This window comes from Agromyces sp. LHK192 (assembly GCF_004006235.1).
Classification (GTDB): domain Bacteria; phylum Actinomycetota; class Actinomycetes; order Actinomycetales; family Microbacteriaceae; genus Agromyces.
This window is the reverse complement of the sequence record NZ_CP034753.1, coordinates 1,791,738-1,813,559: the sequence shown is the minus strand read 5'-3', so window position 1 is coordinate 1,813,559 and position 21,822 is coordinate 1,791,738. Positions and strand designations below refer to the sequence as shown.

The following is a 21,822-nucleotide window of genomic DNA, read 5'->3' as shown; positions in this document are numbered from 1 at the left end:
ATGCCCCGGAGGGAGCGCATGGCTCGAGGCGAACATCCGTCCACGACGGGGTCGTGGCCGGCCCACACCACCGAACGCCTGTCCTGGCGCCAGTCGACCCGTGGCGGAACCCGCGCCGACCGCATGCTCGACCACGTCGAGGCCGGCATCCCGCCGTTCATCGCCGACCTCGACCACTCCCCGTCCCCGGGCACGACGACCGCGATCGAGCGGGCGGCCGCAGCGGTCGCGACCGCCGAGGCCGAGGTCGTCGGCGGCCTCAGCGCACTCGGCCAGTTCCTGATCCGCACCGAGTCCGTGGCGTCGAGCAAGATCGAGCACGAGGACGCCGACGCCCTCGCGTTCGCGCGCGCGATCGCCGGGAGCCGGGCCAATTCGTCGGCGACGCTGATGGTCGCGGCATCCGAGGCGCTGACCAGGTTCGTCGAGGAGGCGGGCGCGACCGGGCGGATCGACGAGTCGCAGATCCTGGGCGCACACGCGGCGCTCTTCGCCGACGACCCCCATGAGCGACGCTACGCCGGGCGGTACCGCGACGTGCAGAACTGGATCGGCGGCAGCGACCACTCCCCGAGGAACGCGCTCTTCGTGCCACCGGCCCCCGCACGCGTGCCCGACCTGATGCGCGACCTCGTCGACTACGCGAACCGCGACGACCTGCCCGCACTCGTGCAGGCGGCCGCGGCCCACGCGCAGTTCGAGTCGATCCATCCGTTCACCGACGGCAACGGGCGCATCGGGCGAGCGCTCGTGAACGCCATCCTGCGCCGTCGCGGACTGACCGCGCGCAGCGTCGTCCCGGTCGCCGGCGCGATGCTGGCCGACCGCGACGGGTACTTCGCGCTGCTCGACGGCTACCGCACCGGCGACCTCGACGCGTTCGTGCACCGCATGGCCGTGTCCGTGGAGGTCGCAGCCCGCGAGGCCCGCACGTCGGCCGCGCGCATCGACGTGCTCCCGGCGGAGTGGTCGGCGATGGTCGGCGCGAGGTCCGGTTCGGCCGCGCAGAAGCTCATCGGCGTGCTCGCGGAGCATCCGGTCTTCTCGGGCGACCTCGCCGCACGCCTCATCGGCTCGCCTGCCCCGAACACCAACCGCGCCATCGAGACGCTCGAGACGGCGGGCATCGTCCGGGAGATCACCGGCCGCAAGCGCGACCGCGTCTGGGTGTCGGTCGACCTGCTCGGCGAACTCGACGACCTGCAGGAGCGCATCGCCGCGGCGCTCCCGCCGCTCGCGGCGAGTTGAGCCGCGCGCGGCGAGCCGGGCGCGGCAGGCCCGCCCGACTCAGTCGACACCGCGGAAGTCCGGATAGCCGCGGAACGGCGCGGGGCCATGGCTGCGCACGAACCGGGCGTGCACCTCGCGGCAGGCCGCGCGCAGGTTCGTGAAGTAGCCGATGAGCGCCCCCTCGCCGTCGTCGGCTCGATAGCCGACCTCGTCGCCGATCCTCAGGATGCGGACCACCCCGTAACAGCGCCCGTACTGGTCGCGCAGCTCCCAGCGACCCGCGGTCGGCTCCTCCGCCGCGAGGATCGGATGCCACGTGACCATGCATCGAACATACGTTCGAATACGCTGCGCGCCAACTCCCAGCCGTGCGGGGATAGCGTGGACGGGTCGTCCATCCTGAGGAGCGTCGTGACGAATCCCCTCCAGCCCGTGCCCGACGAGCCCGGCGCCCAGGCCACCGCCCGTGAGCTCAGCGGCACCGCGCCCATCCCGACCCCCGTCGGCGACACCATGAAGCACGCCTTCCGGATGCATCCGGCCGGCATCGCGCTGATCACCGCGGCGACCGCGACCGGACCGGTCGGGCTGGCCGCGTCGAGCGTGGCATCCGTCGCCGTCGACCCGCCGGCGATCTCGTTCTCGGTGACGCGGGCGACCGGCACGGCCGGCGCCCTGCTCGCGACGCACACGTTCGCGGTGAACTTCCTCGCCGAGCAGCACGCCGACCTCGCTCGCGTGTTCGCGAAGTCCGGCGCGCCGCGATTCACCGGCGAACAGGGCTGGGAGCGGCTGCCGACCGGCGAACCGTTCCTGCCCGACGCGACCGCGGTGCTGCGGTGCCGACCGCTCGAGCTCGTGCCGGTCGGCAGCTCGACCCTGGTGCTCGCCGAGGTGCTCGCCGTCACCATCGGACCGGATGCCCCACCCCTCCTCTTCCGCGATCGCAAGTTCCTCCGGCTGGATCCCGACGCCGAGCTCTGAGCGCACTCCCGCGCGAGCCGCCGGGTCGCTAGGCTCGACCGGGGCGCGCTGGAAGGAAGTCGGATGAGGGTCGCGGTCACGGGTGCGAGCGGATTCGTGGGCGGCGCGATCGCCACCGCGCTCGCGGACGACGGGCATCGCGTCGTCGGCTACGGACGGCGCGCCGGAGGATGGTCGCATCCGTCGGCGACGTACCGCGTCTGGGACCTCGCGCGCGGGCCGTTGCGCGAGCCCGACCGCGTCGACGCCGTCGTGCACGCCGCGGGGCTCACCGACGTGTGGGCGGGCTTCGAACGGGCCCTCCTGGCGAACCGCGACGGCACCCGCTCGGTGGTCCGGACCTTTCCGAACAAGCGGATCGTGCACGTCTCGACGTCGGCGGTGTACGACGACGCCGGCCCGAGCGTGCACGTCGCCGAGGACGCCCGCCTCCCCGAGCGGCACCTCAGCCCCTACGGCGCCACCAAGGCGCTCGCCGAGGGCGAGCTGAGCGGCCGCGACGTCGCGATCCTGCGGCCGCACCTCGTCTACGGACCCGGCGAACGGGCCATGGTGCGCGGGCTGCTCGCCGCCGTGCGCGGCGGCCGGCTCCTCCTGCCGGCCGGCGGCGAGGTTCCCCACGCGCTCACGCACATCGACAACCTGGTCGCCGCCGTGCGATCGGCGGTCATCCCGTTCGGCCCCAAAGGCGTGTTCAACGTGACGGATGCCGCTCCCGTGCTGCTCTCCGACGCGATCGGCGAACTCCTCGAACGCCGCGGCGTCGAGGCGCGCATCGTCGGCGTGCCGACGCCCGCGGCGTTCCGCGCGGCGCACGCCGTCGAACGTGCCGCGCGCATCGCGCGGACCCGGCCGCCGCTGACCCGGTTCATGGTGAACCGCCTCGGATACGAGCGCACCTACAACCTGACTGCGGCCCGCGAGCAGTTGACCTATCGTCCGCGAGCGACCAGCTTCGACGGCGCGGAGGCCTGGTAGCGGCATCGGTCAGGAATCGAGAAGTGTCGCCCGACGGGCCTCCGTAGCGTCGCAGGCATGAACACCATCACCGATACCAGCATCGAGTCCATCACCATCGAGGCCGCCGACCCCGACGCCACCCGCGAGTTCCTCGCGGCCGCGTTCGGGCTCGGCGGCCGCATCCGGGTCCGTCGCTCGGAGGCCCCGACGACCGGCTTCCGCGGATTCACCGTGTCGCTGATCGTCGCCCAGCCGTCGACCGTGCACAGCCTCGTCGGCACCGCGCTCGCGGCCGGCGCCGTCGAGATCAAGCCCGTCGCCAAGTCGATGTGGGGCGTCGGCGGCACCGTGCAGGCACCCGACGGCACCGTCTGGAAGGTCGCGACGTCGGCCAAGAAGGACACCGGCCCGGCGACGCGCGAGGTCGAGAAGGTCGTGATCCTGCTCGGCGCCGAGGACGTCGGCGCGAGCAAGCGGTTCTACCTCGACCGCGGGTTCACCGTCGACAAGAGCTTCGGATCGTACGTCGAGTTCGAGACGCCCGGCAGCCCGATCGGCCTCGGCCTGTACCGTCGCCGCGCGCTCGCGAAGGACGCGGGCGTCGACGAGTCGGGCTCGGGATCGCACCGGGTCGTCATCTCCGGGCCGGCCGGCACCGACCCCGACGGATTCGCGTGGGAGCCGAACCCGTCGGAGCAGTGATCGCGCCCCGCCCGGCACCTGACGCCCAGCGCAGCGGAGGACACGCGTGAAGCGCCGGCCGACCGGGTGGTCGTCCGGGGCTTCGCACGCTCGACGCGTCAGCGCGCGGCTGCGAGCCGTTCGAGCTCGCCCAGGCGATCGTCGCCGACCGGGGTCAGCACGACGGTCGTCGCGCCGGCGCGGTGCCGTTCGGCGACCAGTTCGCGGACCCGTTCGGCGGTGCCGGCGAGCGCGAGTCGTGCGATCCATTCATCGGGGATCGCCTCGGCGAACGCCGCGGGCGAGCCGGCCCGCTTCCGCAGCTCCGCGAGGTCGGCCGCGAACGGCAGGCCCGCGAGATGCGGCGCCCAGTCCGGTTCGCCGAACCACGCGAGCGCGGGCCGGACGCGCGCGAACGCGGCGGCATCCGTCTCCGCGACGGCGGCGACGTCGTAGGTGACCACGCGCGGGGCGGACGCGCTGCGGCCTGCGGTCGCGGCGCCGCGTTCGACGTGGGCGATCGAGGCCTCGATGTAGGTCGGATCGGCCGGCTCCGCGAGCACGACTCCGTCGGCGACCTCGCCGGCGAGCTCGAGCGACCGCGGTCCACGGACGCCGAGCAGGATCGGCGGCACGCGCTCGGGGCGCTCGTCGAGGACGAGTCCGGATGCCTCGATGTAGCGGCCCCCGTCGGGCGCCGGCTCTCCTGCGAGCAGGGCGCGAAGGGTCAGCGTCGTCTCGCGCAGCAGCGTGAGCGGGCTGGCGGGCCACGCGCCGAGCTGCCGCATCCACTGCGGCATCCCGTGACCGAGTCCCACGATGACACGGCCCGGGAAGAGCTGCTCGAGGGTCGCGATCTCCATCGCGGCGAATGCCGCGAGGCGGGCCGCGGCGGGGAGGATGCCGATGCCGACCTCGATGCGCTCGGTCGCGCCGAGCACGGCGGCGGCCTGCGCGAATCCGCCCCGGAACCCGAGGTCCTCGACGACCCACAGCTCGTCGAAGCCGAGCGCCTCCGCCCTGCGGGCGAACGGCAGCACGTCGGCGACGGGAAGGTCGCGGGGAAGCATGACGCCCACGCGACCCGTCTCGACCGCGCTCGGCGCTGCCGTGGCATCCGTCATGCGCGCAGCACCTTGTCCATCGCCTTGCCGCGGGCGAGCTCGTCGACGAGCTTGTCGAGGTAGCGGATCTGCTGCATGAGCGGGTCCTCGATCTGCTCGACGCGCACGCCGCAGATGACGCCCGTGATGAGCGACACGTTGGGGTTGAGCTCGGCCTCGGCGAAGAACTCCTCGAACGTGGTGCCGTCGTCGAGTCGGCGCTGCACCTCGGGCTTGTCGAAGCCGGTCAGCCAGGTGATGACCTCGTCGAGCTCCTCCTGACTGCGGCCCTTCCGCTCCAGCTTCGTCACGTAGAGCGGGTAGACCCGTGCGACGGGCATCGTGAAGATCCGTTCCATGGTGCAAGCGTACGCGCGCCGACCGTCTCGGATCGGGCTGGAGGACGGTGCCGGATGCGACGAGACTGACCGTATGCCGACCCTCACCGCCGTGCTCGGCGATCTCACCGACCAGCACGTCGACGTCATCGTGAACGCCGCGAGCAACGCCATGCGCGGTGGCGGCGGGGTGGACGGCGCGATCCACCGCGCCGGCGGTCCTGCGATCCTCGCCGACTGCATCGCCCGGTTCCCGAACGGGCTCGCGACGGGCGACGCCGGCTGGACGACCGCGGGCGACCTGCCGGCACGGTGGGTGGTGCACACCGTCGGCCCGAACTTCGCCGCCGGCGAGCGCGACCGCTCGAGGCTGCTGTCGTGCTACCGGCGGGCCCTCGAGGTCGCCGACCGGCTCGGCGCGTCGAGCATCGCGTTCCCGCTGATCAGCGCCGGGATCTACGGGTGGCCGCGTGCCGACGCGATCGCGGCGGCGCTCGAGGCGATCCGCTCCTCCGACGCCCTGGTCGACGACGTGCGGATCGTCGCGCGCGACGCCGCGATCCACGACGAGGTGCGCGCTGCGATCCAGGCGGCCGAGCCGTCGTGATCGGATGCCGCGTCAGGCGATCGCGCGGCGCGGGCGCCGACCTGCGATCCGCCGGCCGATCACGCCCTGCCGCGGGCTGAACAGGTAGACGAGCGCGAACACGACCCCCTGCACCACGACCACGAGGCCGCCCGAGGCCGCGTCGATCCAGTAGCTGAGGTAGATGCCCACCACCGATGAGACGGCCGAGATCGCGGGTGCGATGAGGAGCATCCTGCCGAACCGGTCGGTCAGCAGGTACGCGGTGGCACCCGGGATGATGAGCATCGCGACGACGAGGACGACCCCGACCACCTGCAACGCGACGACCGCGGTGAGGGCGAGCACCGCCAGCAGCAGCGCGCCGAGGAACCGCGGCGAGAGCCCGATCGCGAACGCGTGCGTCGGGTCGAACGCGTAGAGCGTGAGGTCGCGCCGCTTCACGATCAGCACCGTGAACGCGACGGCGGCGAGCACGGCGACCTGGACGAGGTCGGCGACCGAGACGCCGAGGATGTTGCCGAAGATGATGTGGTTGAGGTCGGTCTGGCTCGGCGTGACCGAGATCAGCACGAGGCCGAGGGCGAAGAGCGTCGTGAACACGATGCCGATGGCGGCATCCTCCTTCACCCGGCTGGTGCCGCGGATGAGGCCGATGAGCGCGACCGCGAGGAATCCGAACACGAGCGCCCCGATCGCGAACGGCGCGCCGACGATGTACGCGAGCACCACGCCGGGGAGCACGGCGTGCGAGACGGCGTCGCCCATGAGCGACCAGCCGACGAGCACGAGCCAGCACGACAGCACCGCGCAGACGATCGCCGCGATGACGGTCGTGGCGAGGGCACGCACCATGAACTCGTACTGCAGCGGTTCGAGGAGGAGGTCGATCGGGTTCACGCCGCCTCCCCCGGTCCGAGCAGGTCGAGCCCGAACGCCTGCGCGAGCCGCTCGGGTCGCAGCGCCTCGTCGACGGAGCCGTGGAAGACGACGCGATGCAGGAGCAGGACGGCTTCGTCGGCGAGCGCCGGCAGCGCGTGCAGGTCGTGCGTCGACACGAGGATCGTGCGCCCGTCGGCGGCGAGTTCGCGCAGGAGCCGCACGATCGTCGCCTCCGAGGCCTTGTCGACGCCCGCGAACGGCTCGTCGAGCAGCAGGATGCCGGCGTCCTGCGCGATGCCGCGCGCCACGAACGCGCGCTTGCGCTGCCCGCCCGAGAGACGCCCGATCTGGCGGTCCGCGAGGTCGGTGAGCTCGACACGTGCGAGCGCCTCGTCGACCGCGGCGCGATCGGCCGCGCGGGGCCGCCGGGTGATGCCCAGATGGCCGTAGCGGCCCATCATCACGACGTCGCGCACGGAGACTGGGAAGTCGAAGTCGACGTCCTCGCTCTGCGGGACGTAGCCGACGTCACCGCGCTTGCGCGCCGCGGCGGGAGTCTCGCCGGCGATCCGCACCCGCCCCGTCGCCGGGCGGATCATGCCGGTGGCGGTCTTGAACAGCGTGGACTTGCCCGATCCGTTCATGCCGATCAGCGCGGTCACCCGCCCCGCGCGGACCTCGAGCGAGACGCCGTCCAGCGCGACGACCTCGCCGTACCGGACGGTGACGTCGTCGAGCGCGATCGCGACCGTCACCCGGCACCGCCGGTCAGGGCCGCGAGGATCGTCTCGGTGTCGTGACGGATGAGGTCGAGGTAGGTCGGCACCGGTCCGTCGGCCTCGGAGAGCGAGTCGACGTACAGGATGCCGCCGAACTCGGCGCCCGTGGCATCGACGACCTGCTGCATGGGCTTGTCGGACACGGTCGATTCGCAGAAGACGGCGGGCACGTCGTCGGCCTCGACGAACTCGATCGCCGCGGCGATCTGCTTCGGGGTCGCCTGCTGCTCGGCGTTCACCGGCCAGATGTACGACTCGGCGAGTCCGGTGTCGCGTGCGAGGTACGAGAACGCGCCCTCGCAGGTGACGAGCGCACGCTGGCGCGCGGGCAGCGCGGCGAGGCCGGCGACCAATTCGTCCTCGACCGCCTGCAGCTGCTCGTTGTACGCCGAGCCGTTCGCCGCGTAGTCGGCGGCGTGATCGGGATCGAGCTCGCTGAAGGCGTCGACCATGTTGTCGACGTAGACCTGCACGTTCGTGGGGCTCATCCACGCGTGCGGGTTCGGCTTGCCGGCGTACGCGTCATCCGTGATGTCGATCGCCTCCACGCCGTCGGAGACGACGACGTGCGGCACGTCGACACTGTCGACGAACTGTTCGAACCACGATTCCAGGCCGAGCCCGTTGTCGAGGATCAGGTCGGCCTCGGATGCCTTGGCGATGTCGAGCGGGGTCGGCTCGTAGCCGTGGATCTCCGCGCCGACCTTCGTGATCGAGGCGACCTCGAGGTGGTCCCCCGCGACGTTCCGGGCGATGTCGGCCAGCACGGTGAACGTCGTGAGCACGACCGGCCGGTCGTCGGCGCCGTTCGCCGAGGCATCGACGCCGGAGCATCCGGCGAGCGCGGCTGCACCGAGGAGTGCGGTGACGGCGACGGCGCTCGATCGGCGAATGCGACGTTGCGATTTCGGCATACCGAAAAATTACCTTTTCGGTGCGCCGAAATCAAGCGCGGACCGCCGGCGCGGCCGGCAGTCGCACGATGGCCCGCAGGCCCCCGCCCTCGCGCGGTGCGAGCTGCAACTCGCCGTCGTGGGCTCGCACGATGCTCGACACGATCGCGAGGCCGAGGCCGACTCCGGCATCGTCGGCGCGGATGCGCTCGGTTCCTCGCTGGAACGGCTCGGTGAGCGTCGCGACGAGTGACGGAGGGAGCGCGGGACCGGTGTTCTCGACCGTGAGGCGAGCCGCGCCGGCCGTGTCGACGACGGTGTGCAGGTGCACGCTTCCGCCGCCCGGGCCGTTGTGCACGATGGCGTTGTGCACGAGGTTCGTCGTCATCTGCAGCAGCAGCGACGGCGACCCGATCGCCGCGGCGACCTCGCCGGAGGCCGCGAGCTCGACCCGCCGCTCCTCCGCGAGCGGAAGCAGCGTCTCGATCGACTCCTCCACGAGCAGCGAGAGGTCGACCGATTCCCGCCCGAACGACCGGGCGTCGGCACGGCTGAGCACCAGCAGCGCCTCCGTCAGCTCGATCGCCCGCGTGTTGACCGAGCGCAGGCGATCGAGGACCGCCGCGGTGTCGCGATCCGGGTCGGTCCGCGCGACCTCGATCAGGGTCTGCGTGATCGCGAGCGGGGTGCGCAGCTCGTGCGACGCGTTCGCCGCGAACCGCTGCTGCTCGGCGACCTGCGCCTCGAGGCGTGCGAGCATCGCGTCGAAGCTGTCGGCGAGTTCGCGGAACTCGTCGCGCGGGCCGTCGAGCTCGATCCGGTGCGAGAGCGAACCCGCGGCGGCCTGACGTGTCGCGCGAGTGATCCGCGTGAGCGGCGCCAGCATCCGTCCCGCGAGGATCCAGCCGCCGAGCAGGCCGAAGAGCAGCAGGAAGCACACCACCCAGGCGGCCGCGGGCGCGAAGGCGCGCACGAGGTCGTCGCGGCCGGGTACGAAGCCGCCGATCGTCTGCGCGGCCTCCGCCGGGACGTACCGCAGCAGGAACACCCAGACCACGCCGAGCAGCAGGCCGACGGCGACGACGAGGAACCCGGCATAGCTGAGCGCGAGCTTCACCCGGACGCTCAGCCCTGCCCGCCTATCCACGCGTCCCGCCCGGGTCACGCTGCCCGGGACCGGTGTCGATCCGGTATCCCACCCCCGGCACGGTCGCGATGATCCACGGTTCGCCGAGCCGCTTCCGCAGCGCCGACACGGTGATCCGGACGGCGTTCGTGAACGGGTCGGCATTCTCGTCCCACGCGCGCTCGAGGAGCTCCTCCGCGCTGACGACCCCGCCTTCCGCGCCGACGAGCACGTCGAGCACGGCGAACTGCTTGCGGGTCAGCGCGACGTACCGGCCGTCACGGAAGACCTCCCGCCGGAACGGGTCGATGCGGAGTCCGGCGAGTTCGCGGACCGGCGGGCGGAAATGGGCACGTCGGCGTTCGAGGGCGCGGAGCCGCAGCACGAGCTCGCGCAGCTCGAACGGCTTGGTGAGGTAGTCGTCGGCGCCGAGCTCGAATCCGCTCGCCTTGTCATCGAGTCGGTCCGCCGCGGTGAGCATCATGATCGGCATGCCGCTGCCGGATGCCACGATGGCCCTCGCGATCTCGTCCCCCGTCGGCCCCGGGATGTCCCGGTCGAGCACGGCGATGTCGTACTGGTTGATCCGGAGGAGTTCGAGCGCGGCGTCGCCGTCCGGCGCGAGGTCGGCGGCGATCGAGTCCAGCCGGAGCCCCTCGCGGATCGCCTCCGCGAGGTACGGCTCGTCCTCCACGATCAGCACCCGCACGCACCCATGGTACGAACCGAGGCATATCGTCCGCGTATCGGAATCCGCATACGCCACCGCAACACGACATCGCGTGGACTTCTTCCATGCAGTCCGTACGATCCATCCGACCCACCCGTGCACGTCCGATCCTGCTGCTCCTGATCGCCCTCGTCGCCGCCGCCGTGCTCGGCGCCGTCCTGATCGGGCAGGCGGCGGCCGATTCCTCGCCGTCGTCGGTGTCGGGCGTTCCCGGTGCGCCGCCCGATGGCACGCCGCCCGACCGCACGGTGCCCGACACCGCTTCAGGCTCCGGGTCGAACGGCGACGACGACGGCCGTGTCCCCGATGGCACGACCGTCTTCGACGATGGAGCCGCTCTGGCGAACCTCGACCCCGACCTGCTCGACGCGGTCCGCCGGGCGGCGACCGACGCGGCGGCCGACGGCGTCTCGTTCGTCGTGAACAGCGGGTGGCGGTCGGCCGAGTACCAGGGCCGGCTCCTCGACGAGGCCATCGCCGAGTACGGTTCCTCCGACGAGGCCGCGCGCTGGGTCGCGACGGCCGAGACCTCGCCGCACGTGCACGGCGACGCGATCGACCTCGGCCCGTGGGAGGCCCTCGACTGGCTCGCGCAGCACGGCGACGACTACGGACTCTGCCAGGTGTACGCGAACGAACCGTGGCACTACGAGCTGCGGCCCGACGCGGTCGGGAACGGATGCCCCGCCCAGTACCCGGATCCCACCCACGACCCGCGGATGCAGGGGTGAGCGCCGCCATGACGGGCGCGACGGGGGCGCCGCGAGCGCCGCGCACGGTGGCGGCGCTGTTCGCCCTCTACCTCGTGCTCCTGGTGTGGCTCGTGCTGTGGAAGCTGCACGTCCCGCACGTCGGCGGAGAAGAACGCGTGCTCAAGCTGATCCCGTTCGTCGCGAGCGGCGGCGCCGGCGCGAGCCGCCCGGGCGAGGTCGCGGCGAACGTGCTCGTCTTCGTGCCCTTCGGCGTCTACGCCTCGTTCGTCGCACCGCGCTGGTCGTGGCGACGGCTGACAGCGGTCGCTGCTGCGGTCAGCATCGCGCTCGAGGCGGCGCAATGGGTGCTCGCGGTGGGACGATCGGATGCCACGGACGTCGTCGCGAACGCCGCGGGCGCACTCCTCGGCATCGGCCTGGTCGCTCTGGCTCACCGAGCCGGAACGCACGCCGGAAGGGTCGTGGTCGCGATCTGCACGCTCGGCACGGTGCTCGCGGTCGTCGCCGGCGTCATGCTCTCGATGGGACCGCGCGGATCGGCACCGGATCTCCCGACGCGCGGGCTCTCCTCGCTCACGCACGCCGGCGAACCCGCGCCGTAGGGCGCGGGATGCTCCCGCTCAGCCCTGCGGCTCGGAGCGTTCGGCGACCGGCTCCTCCACCGGTCGGTCGCCGCGGCGCTTCGAGCGCGTGTAGATCCGCTCGACGACCCACAGCACCACGCCGACGGCGAGGAGGACGAGGGCGATCCCGTACTGGCCGGGCGGCCTGCCGGACGTCCAGGGGAACACGAGGTAGAGGCACGACAGCGCACCGAGCACCGGCAGCACCACGGGGGTGCGGAAGTGCCCGTGGTCGACCGGTTGGCGTCGGAGCACGAGCACGGTCACGTTGACGACGGCGAACACGGTCAGCAACAGCAGCGACGTCGTCCCGCCGAGCAGCGCGACGATGGATCCCTCCGCGTCGAGCGACACGTACACGATGAGCCCGACCGCGAGCGCGCTCGTGAACAGGATCGCCGCCCACGGCGTGCGCCGCTTCGGCGCGACCTTCGCCAGGAACGGCGGCAGCACCTGCTGACGGCTCATGCCGTACAGCAGGCGGCTCGCCATCATCATGTTGATGAGCGCGGTGTTCGCGACGGCGAACATCGAGATGAACGGCAGCAGGTCGTTGATCGGGAAGCCGGGAGCCGCGGCCTCGACGGCGGTCACGAGGGGGGTCTCGCTCCCGACCAGGTCGCCGATGGGCACGAGCGCGACGACCGTGATCGACACGAGCACGTAGATGACGGCCGCGATGCCGAGGCCGGTGAGCATCATCCGCGGGAAGATCCGGCTCGGCTCCTTGGTCTCCTCGGCCATGTTCACCGAGTCTTCGAAGCCGACCATGGCGAAGAACGCGAGGGACGTCGCGGTGCTCACGGCCAGCAGCACGTTCTTGTCCTCCGGGGTCTCGAACGCGACCACCCTCGACCAGTCGGCGTTGCCGCCCGAGATCGCCCACATGCCGATCAGGATCACGAGGAGCAGGCCCGACAGTTCGACGAGCGTCAGCAGCACGTTGAGCCACACGCTCTCGGTCACCCCACGGAGGTTCACCAGCATGATGAGCACGATGAAGGCCAGCGCGATCAGCATGGTCGTCACCGTGGCATCCGGGATGCCGAACGCGACCAGCAGGTTCGCCGCGAACGCGCGGGAGGCGGTCGACGCCGACGTGATGCCCGAGGTCATCACGATGAAGCACACGATGAACGTGAAGAAGTGGATGCCGAACGCCTTGTGCGTGTACAGCGCCGCACCGGCGGCCTGCGGATACTTCGTCACGAGTTCCAGGTACGAGAACGCGGTGACGGTCGCGACCGCGAACGCGAGCAGGAACGGCAGCCACGCGGCTCCGCCGACCTCCGCGGCAACCTGGCCGGTGAGCGCGTAGATGCCGGTGCCGAGGATGTCTCCCACGATGAACAGGAGCAGCAGGCCCGGCCCGAGCACGCGTTTCAACTGCGGCTGCTCCGGCTCGGCGGTCTTGACCACCTGCGTCCAGGACGGATCCTTCGTCATCGGATGCCCCTTCCCCCGAGGTCAGCCGACCACATCCGCGATGCGCGGGCAACCCCTTGCGATCCGGCGAAATCCGGGATGCGGTCAGTTGCCCGGGGCCACCGCGTCGGGAGCCGGGCGGTCGCCGTGATCCGCGCCGGCGTGGGGCGACACCCTGACGGCCGCCACGCGTCGGCGATCGACCGCGACGACCTCGATCGCCGCGCCGTCGACGTCGACCCGGTCGCCGACGACGGCGAGCCGTCCGAGGTGCTCGGTGATGAAGCCCGCGATCGTGTCGGACGCTCCGCGCGGAAGCACCAGGCCCGTCGCCTCCTCGAACTCCTGCAGGTTGAGCCGGCCGTCCACGACACCGCCGACGGCGACCGGATCGGTCGCCGTGTCGTACTCGTCGAAGATCTCGCCGACCACCTCCTCGACGAGGTCTTCCAGCGTGACGATGCCGTCGGTGCCGCCGTACTCGTCCACGAGGACCGCGATGTGGTCGCCGTCCGCGCGCATCCGGGTGAGCGTGGGCAGCACGCGGGCGGTCGACGGCAGGAACGAGATCGGGCGGATGACGTGCTCGAGCGACCGGTCCGGGGCATCCGCCGCCGCCTCGAACAGGTCGCGAACGTGCACGAACCCGACGATGTCGTCGATCGACCGGTCCACGACCGGATACCGCGAGAACGGATGCTCGCGCACCAGTGCGACCGCGTCGGCGACGCTCGACCGCTCGTCCAGCGCGATCACCTCGGGTCGGGGTCGCATCACCTCGCTGACCTGACGGCCACGGAGCGAGAGCACGTCGTCGAGGATCTTGCGTTCGTCCTCGGGGAGCCCCTCGTGGGTTGCGACGATGTCGCGGATCTCCTCCTCGGTCAGCTCATCGGCGGTCTTGTGCGGGTCGCCGCCCAGCAGGCGCACCAGCGCGTTCGTCGAGACCGACAGCAACCAGATGACCGGTCGCATGATCGTGGCGAAGCCGTCGAGTGCCGGCGCCACGGCGTACGCGAACGACGCGTTGCGCTGGATTGCAAGACGCTTCGGCACCAGCTCGCCGAGCACCAGCGAGAGGTAGGCGATGACCAGCGTCAGCAGCACGGTGGCGATGGTGAACGCGACCGAATCCGGCACGCCGATCGCCATGAACAGCGGCGCGACGGACGGCGCGATCGACGTCGCCCCGTAGGCCGCGGAGGCGAACCCCGCGACGGTGACACCGATCTGCACTGCCGAGAGGAACGTGTTCGGGTTGCGGGCGAGGCTCGCGACCTTCGCACCGCGACGGCCACGGGCGGCGATCGCATTGATCTGGCTCTCGCGAAGGGTGACGAGCGCCATCTCCGTCGCGGCGAACACGCCGCCGATGAGGACGAAGACGAACACGAGGACGATGTTCCAGACGAGGTCGGCGGTCATCGGCGGGCCTCGGCGTCGAGGAGGGTGCCCGGGGTCTTCCGGGCGTCGGGTTGGTCCGGGGTGTCGGCGGTGGTGGCGCCGCTCGTGCTGGTCACGAAGGTTCCTTCTCGGTTTCGATGGCGGACTGGTCTTCGACGGTGGTCCCGTCGCGGCGGGTCTTCACGAGGCTCGCGATCGTCGCGACCGCGATGGTCGCGCCGATGAACGTGAGTGAGAACCAGATCGGGATCTCGGGCGACCACTCCACGTGCTCGCCGCCGTTGATGAACGGGAGCTCGTTGACGTGCAGGGCGTGCAGCACGAGCTTCACCCCGATGAACGCGAGGATGACGGCGAGCCCCTGCGCGAGGTACACGAGCCGCTCGAGCAGTCCCCCGATGAGGAAGTACAGCTGACGCAGGCCCATCAGCGCGAACGCGTTCGCGGTGAAGACGATGTAGGCCTGATCGGTGAGCCCGTAGATCGCGGGGATCGAGTCGACCGCGAAGATCAGGTCGACGAAGCCGATCGCGATGATCGTGAGCAGCATCGGCGTGACGAAGCGCCGGCCGTCCTTGCGAACGGTCAGCCGGTCCTCGTGGTACTCGTCGGTGACGGGAAGGTGCCGGCGGACGAACCGCATGGACTTCCACTCGGCCGGATTGCTCTCGTGGTCGCCGAAGGCCTGGCGCCACGCGAGCACCAGCAGGAGGGCGCCGAACAGGTAGAAGATCCACGAGAAGTTCGAGATCAGCGCGGCGCCGACCGCGATGAACGCGCCGCGGAGGATCAGCGCGATCACGATGCCGATCATCAGCACCTTCTGCTGGTAGATCTTCGGCACCGCGAACGCGGTCATCACGATGAGGAAGACGAAGAGGTTGTCGACCGAAAGGGCCTTCTCGGTGAGGTACCCGGCGAAGTACTCACCGCCGTAGGTCCAGCCGGAGACCATGCCGATGCCGACGCCGAACAGCAATGCGAGGCCGATGTAGAACGCCGACCAGCGGGCGGACTCGCCGATGCTCGGCTCGTGCGGCTTTCGCACGTGCGCGAAGAACTCGTAGACGAAGAAGGCGATCGTGACGAGGATCGTGACGATCCACACGAGCGGGGTGATCTCCAAGGATGCTCCAGACCTGGGCGCGAACGGATGGGCGCCAAGGTCTCTTCCGTTCCCGAGGTCGGGAACCGGCGGCCCGGGATGCGACGGTGCATCCGTAATGACGAGCCGACCGTGTCGGAGTACTCCCCTTGAGGTTCCGAGCCTAGGCGATCGGGGCGGGTCGTTCCTGTGGAAGCGCCGAGGACCGGGGCTCCATCAACTTCCGCTCGGCCGCCCCGCCTTGGCGGACGCGCGCTTCGCGGCCTCCGCCGCGCGCTCGACGCGCTGCTCGATGCGACGCAGCGCCTCCATCGCCTCCTCGTATCGCGTGAACGCGGCCGCCCTCGTCGACGCGCGGAAGTGGCGCCCGGTGCGGGCCGGGTTCCTCGTCGCGCGATCCGCATCGATGAAGGCCCGGTAGGCCTCGCGTGCCCGATCCCGCGCCTGCGGCAGCATCCGCGCATCGGCGAGGATCGCGGCGGCGACATCCCGGCCATGGGTGCGCGCATCGATCTCCTCGATCAGCATCTCGTACGCCTCGTGCGCGCGGTCGTTCGCGGCGATCGCCTCCCGGTACCGTGCACGGGCGTCGACGAGCCGGGGGTCGTTGGGCGGGAGATCGAGTCGCTCGATGAAGTCGAGTCGGCGCGCGGCGACCCCCAGCTCGTTCCGACGGATCTCTCCCGTGGCGTAGATCTCACGGCGTCGATCCCCGTTCGCACCGAACACGCCGTCGTAGAACGCGGCGGCCTCGGCATGGTGCAACTCCCCCGCCCGGAACGACTCGGCGGGCCGGGCCCCGGTCTGCGCCTCCCACGCCGCCTTGACCGTCTGCGGGTCGAATCCTGCGAGCACCGCATCGCCGGATGCCGCCGCGCGGACCTGGGCGAAGGATTGGCCCGGAAACGTGCGCTCGAGGTGCAGCCGTGCCATCCGGAACCACTGCAGGGCGTGTCGCCCCTCGTGTGCGATCGTGTCGCACGCCTCGGCGAACTGCTCGGGTGTCGGATCGCGGTGGTTGACGAGGTCGCGGTTGATGTGCAGTTCCCATGACGACGACGGCTGCTTGCCGAGCTGGTCGCGAGTCGGGCGGTGGAGGTGGTTGGGGATGAGCGGCGGCGCTCCTGCGGCGACGAGCCGGCGGTTCACGACCTCGAGGATCGCGTCGAACCTCGCCTCGGGGCCCATACGGCGGTACCGGTCGTACAGCGGCACGAGGTCTGCGGCGAGCGCACGCGCCTCCGCGCCGAGGTGCTCCGTCACACGCGCGGGATCGCGTCCACCCGGGCCATCCGTCGCGGTCGGCGACCGCGTCGACGCGGGATCGGCGACGAGCCGCACGTCGGTCTCGCGCGCCCAGCCCGGCGACTTCGCGTCGAGGTACTCGGTGGCGTGCTGCACGGTCTGCGCCGCGCCGTCGCCGACGAACCTGACCTCGACGCGCCGCCCTGCGTCCGAGTCGACGATGACGACCTCGCCGCCGAAGACGGCGCCCGCGTTCCGCGCGAGGCCCTCCCGGTGCGCCTCGAACCGTGCGATCAGCGACTGTCGCTCGGTGAGCGGAAGATTCGCCCCGAGGCCGGTTCCCGAGCGGAGTTCGTACTGGAGCCGTGGCCAGCCCCCCGGCGCCGACAGCAGCGACCGCACGGCCACGTCCGACAGCCGAGCGGATTCGCCGGTCGCCGCACGCGCGCGATCGGCGGCCCCGACGGCCCCTGCGGCCGCTCGACCGCCATCGGCGCCGGCGGCGGCATCCGTCTTCGTCGAGCCCGGGAGCGTGACCGCCGGCGAGCGCGCTCCCCCGCGCCACGCGTCGTACTCCTTCGCGACGCGGCTGTTGACCCGGGCGAATCCGAGGTCCATGGCGACGTTCTGCACCACGCCGTCGACGATGAGGTCGGCGAACTCGGCCGCGCTCTTCGGGAGCGCCTTGCCCTCGACGACGGACTTCAGCACGGTCTCGGTCGCCGTCAGGTAGACCGATGAGGTTCCTGCGGCCATCGCGCTCGAGGTGAGCTCGGCGAGCTTGGTGCCCGCGAGGTCGGGGATCCGGTCGATCCGCGCCTTGATGGCGACCTGGAATCGCGCCTGGAGAGCGCCGCCGAGGTAGGTCATGACGGCGCTGACGCCGGCGGCCTGCACGAGACTCGCGAGCCCGAGGCTCGTGCGCTGCCCGTAGTGGATCTCGGCGGCGCGTCCGAGTCCTTCCTGCGCGAGCGTGTAGCCGCCGGCGACGAGCGCCGAGCCGGTGAGGCCGAGCCCGCCTGAGGCGATGCCCGCGGCGATCGTTCCCGCGGTCTTCAGGCGGTTGAGCCACTTCACCGCGGTGCCCGCGCCGGTCATGACGCGGTTCTCGTAGGCCCCGAACCGCTTCGCCGCCTCGGCCGTCGACTGTTCCGCCATCGCGATGAGCGGGACGGCGAGTTCGACCTTCCGTTCGCGCAGGAGCGGCCACGCCCGTTCGATGAGGGCGCGCGGCTCGTCCCAGATGCGGACCGACGGGTATGGAGCGCTGCCCTCGCCGAGCGCCTCCGAGACATGTCGGATGGCGCCGAAGCCGATCCGCCGCGCGTTGATCGCGCTGCGCTCGAGGTGCATGGGCTGCAGCTCGTGCCAGACCGCCGTGGTCTCCTTGAGCGCCTCCCGGAGCTTCTGCAGTTCCTCGCGATCGGAGACTCGTCGGGCGTACTCCTCCGGGTACTCGTTGCGGAGGTCGTCGGCGGTGATGAAGCCCTTCGTCTTGCGCACGATCCCCGGCATCGGGTGCTGGCCGAGCGCCTCGCCCGGCGCCGGGCGCAGGTTCAGCTCGATGGGTTGTCGGGCGATCTGTTCGACCGCCCACTGGCGGAACCCGGTCTCGGCTCTCGCGTCCCATTCGGGCGGCGTATGCACGTCGTCGGCGAAGAGCAGCCGCGCATCCACGGTGAGGCGCTCGTCGGGCTTCGGCGGGACGGCCGCCAGCAGTCGTCGACGTTCGCTCAGATAGTCGGGATGCTGCGCGCGGACGGTCCCGTAGTACGAGAAGTCGTCCCAGAGCCGCCTGAGACGGCCGTCGATGTGCCAGCCGATCGTGTAATGGTCGACCACCTGCTGCCATCGGTCGAGCTGCGCCGAGGTGAGCGCGCCGAGGAGCGCCGGATACCTCGCCTGCAGGGCCGGGCGGACCTCGGGGCCGCGCTTCGGGATCGGCTCGCGGGCGTGGCGGCCCGCGAGGGAGTCCGGGGCGGGTTCGCGTTGGACGAGGCGCGCGACCGCATGGTTCCCGGCGTCGCGCTGGAGGTCGATGACGTCATCGGCGCTCAGCCGGCGGGTGTCGGCGGGCTTGCGTGCACGCGCGACGGCACGCTGGGCGGCGGCGCGCCTCGCGCGGATCGCGTCCGCACGTTGGCCGCCCCGTTCGACGTGCGCGCCCGGCACGCTCCGTCCGCCGTGCTCGTGGATCGGTTGGTCCTCCCTGGGGTACTGCAGAACCATCACCGCGCGCGGCACCCCGGGCGTCCAGTCGGTTCGGGCACCGAACGGTGCAGCAGGGCGTGCCCGCGCGGGCAGGGCGACCTCCGGCGTTCCCGAGGACTCGCCGCGAGATCACCTAGGCCCGGCACGGTCCGCAGCGCCGATGGCGCGGAGGACGAGCCCGACCCCCTCGGCGACGAAGTGCTCGCGGTCCAGCCCCGGACGCTGCGGGTAGTAGTAGGCAGCGCCGTCGACGAGATCGCGGATCATCCGGGCGACGAAGTCGGCGTCGAAGGCGCCGAAGCTGCCGTCGCGCTGGCCGGCCTCGAGCATGGCCCGCAGTGGCGCAATCGCGTCGCCATCCGGCACGGCGCCGGTGCGCCGGACGATCTCCTGGGTCGCGACGACGTGGTCGACGTGGTCCGCGATGAAGCGCAGGTTCGAGTCGAGGTACGCCTCGATCCGGTCACGGGGGGTGTCCGGCGCCGACAGGATCCGCTCGGTCATGAACGCTCGTCCCGCGTCGAACAGGCTGGTCGTCACCGCGGCGTAGAGCTCCTCCTTGCCGGCGAAGTGGTAGAGCGCCGTTCCCTTGCTGGTGCCCGCCTCCGCGGCGATCCGTTCGATCGATGCCGCTGCGATGCCCTCCCGGACGATCACGCGGACGGTCGCTGCGATCAGGTCATCACGGCGAGCTCGGCGGGTGCGTGTCATCGATGCCATGGGCGGAGTCTAGCGAGGTTCGTCCAAGCAGTCTAAACTTCGACCGCACGGTCGAATCTTGGCGGATCGTACGGATGCCTCCTCGAGAGATCCGGCCGTACGGAGCGAAACGGAGACAGCATGACGACCATCGAGGTGGACGGCCTCGTCAAGCGCTACGAAGGCCGAACCGTCGTGGACGGCGTCGGATTCACCGTGGACCGGGGTGAGATCTTCGGCATCCTCGGGCCGAACGGTGCCGGAAAGACCACCACGGTCGAGTGCATCGATGGCCTCCGCGTGCCGGACGGCGGCAGGATCCGGGTCTGCGGCATCGATCCGGCAGCCCAGGAGTCCGAGCTTCGGCTCGTCCTCGGCGCGCAACTCCAGGAGAGCGAACTGCCGGCGAAGCTCACCGTCGGCGAAGCGATGCGGCTCTACAGCTCGTTCTATGCCGCACCTGCGGATTGGCGGGAGTTGCTGGAGCGCCTGCGCCTCACCGAAACCCTTGACACGCAGTACCGGCGGCTCTCGGGCGGGCAGCAGCAGCGGCTGGCGATCGCGCTGGCTTTGCTCGGCGCCCCTCGTGTCGCGGTGCTCGACGAGCTCACGACCGGACTCGACCCGAACGCCCGGCGAGACACGTGGGAGCTCGTCGAGGGCATCCGCGAGCAGGGTGTGACGGTCCTCCTCGTCACGCACGTCATGGAGGAGGCCGAGCGACTGTGCGACCGACTCGCGGTGATCGACTCGGGCCGGATCGTGGCGATCGATTCCCCGGCAGGGCTCGTGGCACGCGTCGACGGCACGCAGCGGCTCCGCTTCCGCCCGTCGCCACCACTCGACCCGGCCGCCTTGAGCGCCCTCCCGCAGGTCGCCTCAGTCGAGCGCTCGGGCGAGGAGATCGTCGTGACCGGCGATGGGGATCTGCTCCTCGCGGTCGCGACGGTGCTCGCCGACCGTCGGATCACCGCTGCGGGGCTTCGGCTGGAGCAGGCATCGCTCGAGGACGCGTTCGTCCGACTCACCGGCCGGCACCTCGACTCCCGGCACGACGATGCACGGCGAATCGACACCGAGGAGCATCCCCGATGACGGCACTGCTCCGGCTCACCGCGACCGAGCTGCGCCTGTTCGGCAGGGAGCCGATGGAATGGGGGTTCTCCCTCGTCCTTCCGCCGTTGCTCCTCGTGATCCTGGGGCTCGTCCCCGCATTCGGCGAACCGCAGGACGGGCTCGGCGGAAGGCGGGTCATCGACCTCTACGCGCCGATCATCGTCGCCGTCGGCGTCACCGCGCTGGCCCTGCTCACCCTGCCGCAGCGCTTCGCGACCTACCGTGAGAAGCGGATCCTGAGACGGATGCGCGTCACGCCGGTCGGCCCGGCGCGGATGCTCGGAGCACAGCTCCTGCTCTGCCTGCTCCTGTCGGCAGCGACGACGACCGTGGTGCTCATGGTGGCGCTGCTGGCATTCGGGGTGCCGCTCCCGCTGCACGCGCCGGCGTACCTTCTCGCCTACCTCCTCTGCGTCGCGGCGATGCTCTCCCTCGGCCTGCTGGTGGCATCGCTGGCACCGACGGGAACGGCGGCAGGCGCGATCGGGACGGTGCTGTTCTTCCCGCTGCTCTTCCTCGGGGGCCTGTGGATCACCAGGCAGTCGATGGACGGGATGCTCCTCACGATCAGCGACTTCTCCCCACTGGGCGCCTCCGTGGCGGCGCTGCAGGACGCCACCGCAGGCAGCGGACTCCAGCCGCTCCACGTGCTCGTGCTCCTCGGATGGACGGCCGTCTGCGGAGGACTCGCCGCACGGTTCTTCCGATGGGAATGACCGGCTGGGGGCGCGGTTCACCGACGCGAGGGGTGTTCGCGAGAACGACGAAGCCCCGGTGAGAAGTTCTGCTCACCGGGCTTTCCGTCGGGCTGACAGGATTTGAACCTGCGACCCCTTGACCCCCAGTCAAGTGCGCTACCAAGCTGCGCCACAGCCCGATGTCCCCGGCGTTCCCGTCGAAGACAACTTGACCATCATAGCGGCATCCGGAGGGGTGCTCGTACACGCACCCACCCCCCTCGACGTCCGCCACGCGCCCCGCAAGACTGG

Annotated in this window: 22 protein-coding genes and 1 tRNA gene; 9 read left to right on the top strand and 14 right to left on the bottom strand. The window is 71.2% G+C overall.

Annotated features, from left to right (window positions below; genetic code table 11):
* Positions 1–18: 18 nt before the first annotated feature.
* On the top strand, positions 19–1,248 hold the full coding sequence (locus ELQ40_RS08085) for a Fic family protein (RefSeq protein ID WP_305004459.1): 1,230 nt from the start codon (positions 19–21) through the stop codon (positions 1,246–1,248).
* Between the two features lie 39 nt (positions 1,249–1,287).
* Here the strand turns inward: ELQ40_RS08085 and ELQ40_RS08080 are convergent, their stop codons facing one another.
* Positions 1,288–1,554: a hypothetical protein gene (locus ELQ40_RS08080; protein ID WP_127793228.1), complete on the bottom strand. Its 267-nt coding sequence runs from the start codon at positions 1,552–1,554 to the stop codon at positions 1,288–1,290.
* 87 nt (positions 1,555–1,641) lie between these two features.
* Between ELQ40_RS08080 and ELQ40_RS08075 the strand changes: the two genes are divergently transcribed.
* The 3 genes from ELQ40_RS08075 (at position 1,642) to ELQ40_RS08065 (ending at position 3,876) form a co-directional block, all read left to right on the top strand.
* Positions 1,642–2,214 (top strand): flavin reductase family protein, encoded by a 573-nt coding sequence (locus ELQ40_RS08075; protein WP_370296767.1) that lies wholly within the window; start codon positions 1,642–1,644, stop codon positions 2,212–2,214.
* A gap of 63 nt (positions 2,215–2,277) precedes the next feature.
* Positions 2,278–3,192 carry an NAD(P)-dependent oxidoreductase gene (locus ELQ40_RS08070; RefSeq protein WP_127793227.1) on the top strand — a complete coding sequence of 305 codons (915 nt, stop codon included), beginning with the start codon at positions 2,278–2,280 and terminating at the stop codon, positions 3,190–3,192.
* A gap of 57 nt (positions 3,193–3,249) precedes the next feature.
* Positions 3,250–3,876, top strand: a complete 627-nt coding sequence (locus tag ELQ40_RS08065) for a glyoxalase (protein ID WP_127793226.1) — start codon at positions 3,250–3,252, stop codon at positions 3,874–3,876.
* Between the two features lie 98 nt (positions 3,877–3,974).
* Here ELQ40_RS08065 and ELQ40_RS08060 read toward each other — a convergent pair whose 3' ends face one another.
* Positions 3,975–4,979, bottom strand: coding sequence for an LLM class flavin-dependent oxidoreductase (locus ELQ40_RS08060; protein WP_127793225.1), 1,005 nt, complete (start codon positions 4,977–4,979; stop codon positions 3,975–3,977).
* On the bottom strand, positions 4,976–5,317 hold the full coding sequence (locus tag ELQ40_RS08055; RefSeq protein ID WP_127793224.1) for a DUF2200 domain-containing protein: 342 nt from the start codon (positions 5,315–5,317) through the stop codon (positions 4,976–4,978). The genes ELQ40_RS08060 and ELQ40_RS08055 overlap by 4 nt, the downstream gene beginning before the upstream one ends.
* Before the next feature lie 73 nt (positions 5,318–5,390).
* On the opposite strand from ELQ40_RS08055, the gene ELQ40_RS08050 reads away from it, so the two are divergent.
* Positions 5,391–5,903 (top strand): macro domain-containing protein, encoded by a 513-nt coding sequence (locus ELQ40_RS08050; RefSeq protein WP_127793223.1) that lies wholly within the window; start codon positions 5,391–5,393, stop codon positions 5,901–5,903.
* A 12-nt stretch (positions 5,904–5,915) separates the two neighbouring features.
* Here the strand turns inward: ELQ40_RS08050 and ELQ40_RS08045 are convergent, their stop codons facing one another.
* From ELQ40_RS08045 to ELQ40_RS08025, 5 genes are read right to left on the bottom strand one after another with little or no spacing between them, the layout of a single operon-like run.
* On the bottom strand, positions 5,916–6,782 hold the full coding sequence (locus ELQ40_RS08045; protein WP_127793222.1) for a metal ABC transporter permease: 867 nt from the start codon (positions 6,780–6,782) through the stop codon (positions 5,916–5,918).
* Entirely contained in the window at positions 6,779–7,519 is a 741-nt protein-coding gene (locus tag ELQ40_RS08040; protein ID WP_127793221.1) for a metal ABC transporter ATP-binding protein, read from the bottom strand. Before ELQ40_RS08040 ends, ELQ40_RS08045 begins: the two co-directional genes overlap by 4 nt.
* Positions 7,516–8,457, bottom strand: coding sequence for a metal ABC transporter substrate-binding protein (locus tag ELQ40_RS08035; protein ID WP_127793220.1), 942 nt, complete (start codon positions 8,455–8,457; stop codon positions 7,516–7,518). Before ELQ40_RS08035 ends, ELQ40_RS08040 begins: the two co-directional genes overlap by 4 nt.
* 31 nt (positions 8,458–8,488) lie before the next feature.
* Positions 8,489–9,583, bottom strand: a complete 1,095-nt coding sequence (locus ELQ40_RS08030; protein WP_127793219.1) for a HAMP domain-containing sensor histidine kinase — start codon at positions 9,581–9,583, stop codon at positions 8,489–8,491.
* Positions 9,576–10,271: a response regulator transcription factor gene (locus ELQ40_RS08025; RefSeq protein WP_127793218.1), complete on the bottom strand. Its 696-nt coding sequence runs from the start codon at positions 10,269–10,271 to the stop codon at positions 9,576–9,578. The genes ELQ40_RS08030 and ELQ40_RS08025 overlap by 8 nt, the downstream gene beginning before the upstream one ends.
* A gap of 86 nt (positions 10,272–10,357) precedes the next feature.
* Here ELQ40_RS08025 and ELQ40_RS08020 point away from each other — a divergent pair, with 86 nt between their 5' ends.
* Both ELQ40_RS08020 and ELQ40_RS08015 read left to right on the top strand, forming a co-directional pair.
* Positions 10,358–11,023, top strand: a complete 666-nt coding sequence (locus tag ELQ40_RS08020; RefSeq protein WP_127793217.1) for a M15 family metallopeptidase — start codon at positions 10,358–10,360, stop codon at positions 11,021–11,023.
* On the top strand, positions 11,020–11,607 hold the full coding sequence (locus tag ELQ40_RS08015; protein WP_240666000.1) for a VanZ family protein: 588 nt from the start codon (positions 11,020–11,022) through the stop codon (positions 11,605–11,607). The genes ELQ40_RS08020 and ELQ40_RS08015 overlap by 4 nt, the downstream gene beginning before the upstream one ends.
* An 18-nt stretch (positions 11,608–11,625) precedes the next feature.
* Here ELQ40_RS08015 and ELQ40_RS08010 read toward each other — a convergent pair whose 3' ends face one another.
* The 5 genes from ELQ40_RS08010 to ELQ40_RS07990 form a co-directional block, all read right to left on the bottom strand.
* Positions 11,626–13,074 carry an APC family permease gene (locus ELQ40_RS08010; RefSeq protein WP_127793216.1) on the bottom strand — a complete coding sequence of 483 codons (1,449 nt, stop codon included), beginning with the start codon at positions 13,072–13,074 and terminating at the stop codon, positions 11,626–11,628.
* 84 nt (positions 13,075–13,158) lie between these two features.
* A complete protein-coding gene (locus tag ELQ40_RS08005; protein ID WP_127793215.1) occupies positions 13,159–14,478 on the bottom strand; it encodes a hemolysin family protein in 1,320 nt (439 codons plus the stop codon).
* A 91-nt stretch (positions 14,479–14,569) separates the two neighbouring features.
* Complete coding sequence (locus ELQ40_RS08000) at positions 14,570–15,583, bottom strand: TerC family protein (RefSeq protein ID WP_127793214.1); 1,014 nt, start codon at positions 15,581–15,583, stop codon at positions 14,570–14,572.
* A gap of 195 nt (positions 15,584–15,778) precedes the next feature.
* Positions 15,779–19,036 carry a hypothetical protein gene (locus tag ELQ40_RS07995; RefSeq protein WP_127793213.1) on the bottom strand — a complete coding sequence of 1,086 codons (3,258 nt, stop codon included), beginning with the start codon at positions 19,034–19,036 and terminating at the stop codon, positions 15,779–15,781.
* Positions 19,037–19,147: 111 nt separating this feature from the next.
* A complete protein-coding gene (locus tag ELQ40_RS07990) occupies positions 19,148–19,738 on the bottom strand; it encodes a TetR/AcrR family transcriptional regulator (protein WP_127793212.1) in 591 nt (196 codons plus the stop codon).
* 120 nt (positions 19,739–19,858) lie between these two features.
* On the opposite strand from ELQ40_RS07990, the gene ELQ40_RS07985 reads away from it, so the two are divergent.
* Together ELQ40_RS07985 and ELQ40_RS07980 are read left to right on the top strand one after the other, a co-directional pair.
* On the top strand, positions 19,859–20,812 hold the full coding sequence (locus ELQ40_RS07985; RefSeq protein WP_127793211.1) for an ABC transporter ATP-binding protein: 954 nt from the start codon (positions 19,859–19,861) through the stop codon (positions 20,810–20,812).
* A complete protein-coding gene (locus ELQ40_RS07980; protein ID WP_127793210.1) occupies positions 20,809–21,549 on the top strand; it encodes an ABC transporter permease in 741 nt (246 codons plus the stop codon). The genes ELQ40_RS07985 and ELQ40_RS07980 overlap by 4 nt, the downstream gene beginning before the upstream one ends.
* Positions 21,550–21,636: 87 nt before the next feature.
* On the opposite strand, the gene ELQ40_RS07975 is transcribed toward ELQ40_RS07980, so the two are convergent.
* Positions 21,637–21,710: transfer RNA gene (locus tag ELQ40_RS07975), tRNA-Pro, on the bottom strand.
* Positions 21,711–21,822: the final 112 nt, after the last annotated feature.

Excerpts from the sequence above, each read along its gene's own strand:
- ELQ40_RS08085 (WP_305004459.1), top strand. The coding sequence starts at position 19 with ATGGCTCGAGGCGAACATCCGTCCACGACGGGGTCGTGGCCGGCCCAC.
- ELQ40_RS08080 (WP_127793228.1), bottom strand. The coding sequence starts at position 1,554 with ATGGTCACGTGGCATCCGATCCTCGCGGCGGAGGAGCCGACCGCGGGT.
- ELQ40_RS08070 (WP_127793227.1), top strand. The coding sequence starts at position 2,278 with ATGAGGGTCGCGGTCACGGGTGCGAGCGGATTCGTGGGCGGCGCGATC.
- ELQ40_RS08065 (WP_127793226.1), top strand. The coding sequence starts at position 3,250 with ATGAACACCATCACCGATACCAGCATCGAGTCCATCACCATCGAGGCC.
- ELQ40_RS08060 (WP_127793225.1), bottom strand. The coding sequence starts at position 4,979 with ATGACGGATGCCACGGCAGCGCCGAGCGCGGTCGAGACGGGTCGCGTG.
- ELQ40_RS08055 (WP_127793224.1), bottom strand. The coding sequence starts at position 5,317 with ATGGAACGGATCTTCACGATGCCCGTCGCACGGGTCTACCCGCTCTAC.
- ELQ40_RS08050 (WP_127793223.1), top strand. The coding sequence starts at position 5,391 with ATGCCGACCCTCACCGCCGTGCTCGGCGATCTCACCGACCAGCACGTC.
- ELQ40_RS08035 (WP_127793220.1), bottom strand. The coding sequence starts at position 8,457 with ATGCCGAAATCGCAACGTCGCATTCGCCGATCGAGCGCCGTCGCCGTC.
- ELQ40_RS08020 (WP_127793217.1), top strand. The coding sequence starts at position 10,358 with ATGCAGTCCGTACGATCCATCCGACCCACCCGTGCACGTCCGATCCTG.
- ELQ40_RS08010 (WP_127793216.1), bottom strand. The coding sequence starts at position 13,074 with ATGACGAAGGATCCGTCCTGGACGCAGGTGGTCAAGACCGCCGAGCCG.
- ELQ40_RS08005 (WP_127793215.1), bottom strand. The coding sequence starts at position 14,478 with ATGACCGCCGACCTCGTCTGGAACATCGTCCTCGTGTTCGTCTTCGTC.
- ELQ40_RS07995 (WP_127793213.1), bottom strand. The coding sequence starts at position 19,036 with ATGGTTCTGCAGTACCCCAGGGAGGACCAACCGATCCACGAGCACGGC.
- ELQ40_RS07990 (WP_127793212.1), bottom strand. The coding sequence starts at position 19,738 with ATGGCATCGATGACACGCACCCGCCGAGCTCGCCGTGATGACCTGATC.
- ELQ40_RS07985 (WP_127793211.1), top strand. The coding sequence starts at position 19,859 with ATGACGACCATCGAGGTGGACGGCCTCGTCAAGCGCTACGAAGGCCGA.
- ELQ40_RS07980 (WP_127793210.1), top strand. The coding sequence starts at position 20,809 with ATGACGGCACTGCTCCGGCTCACCGCGACCGAGCTGCGCCTGTTCGGC.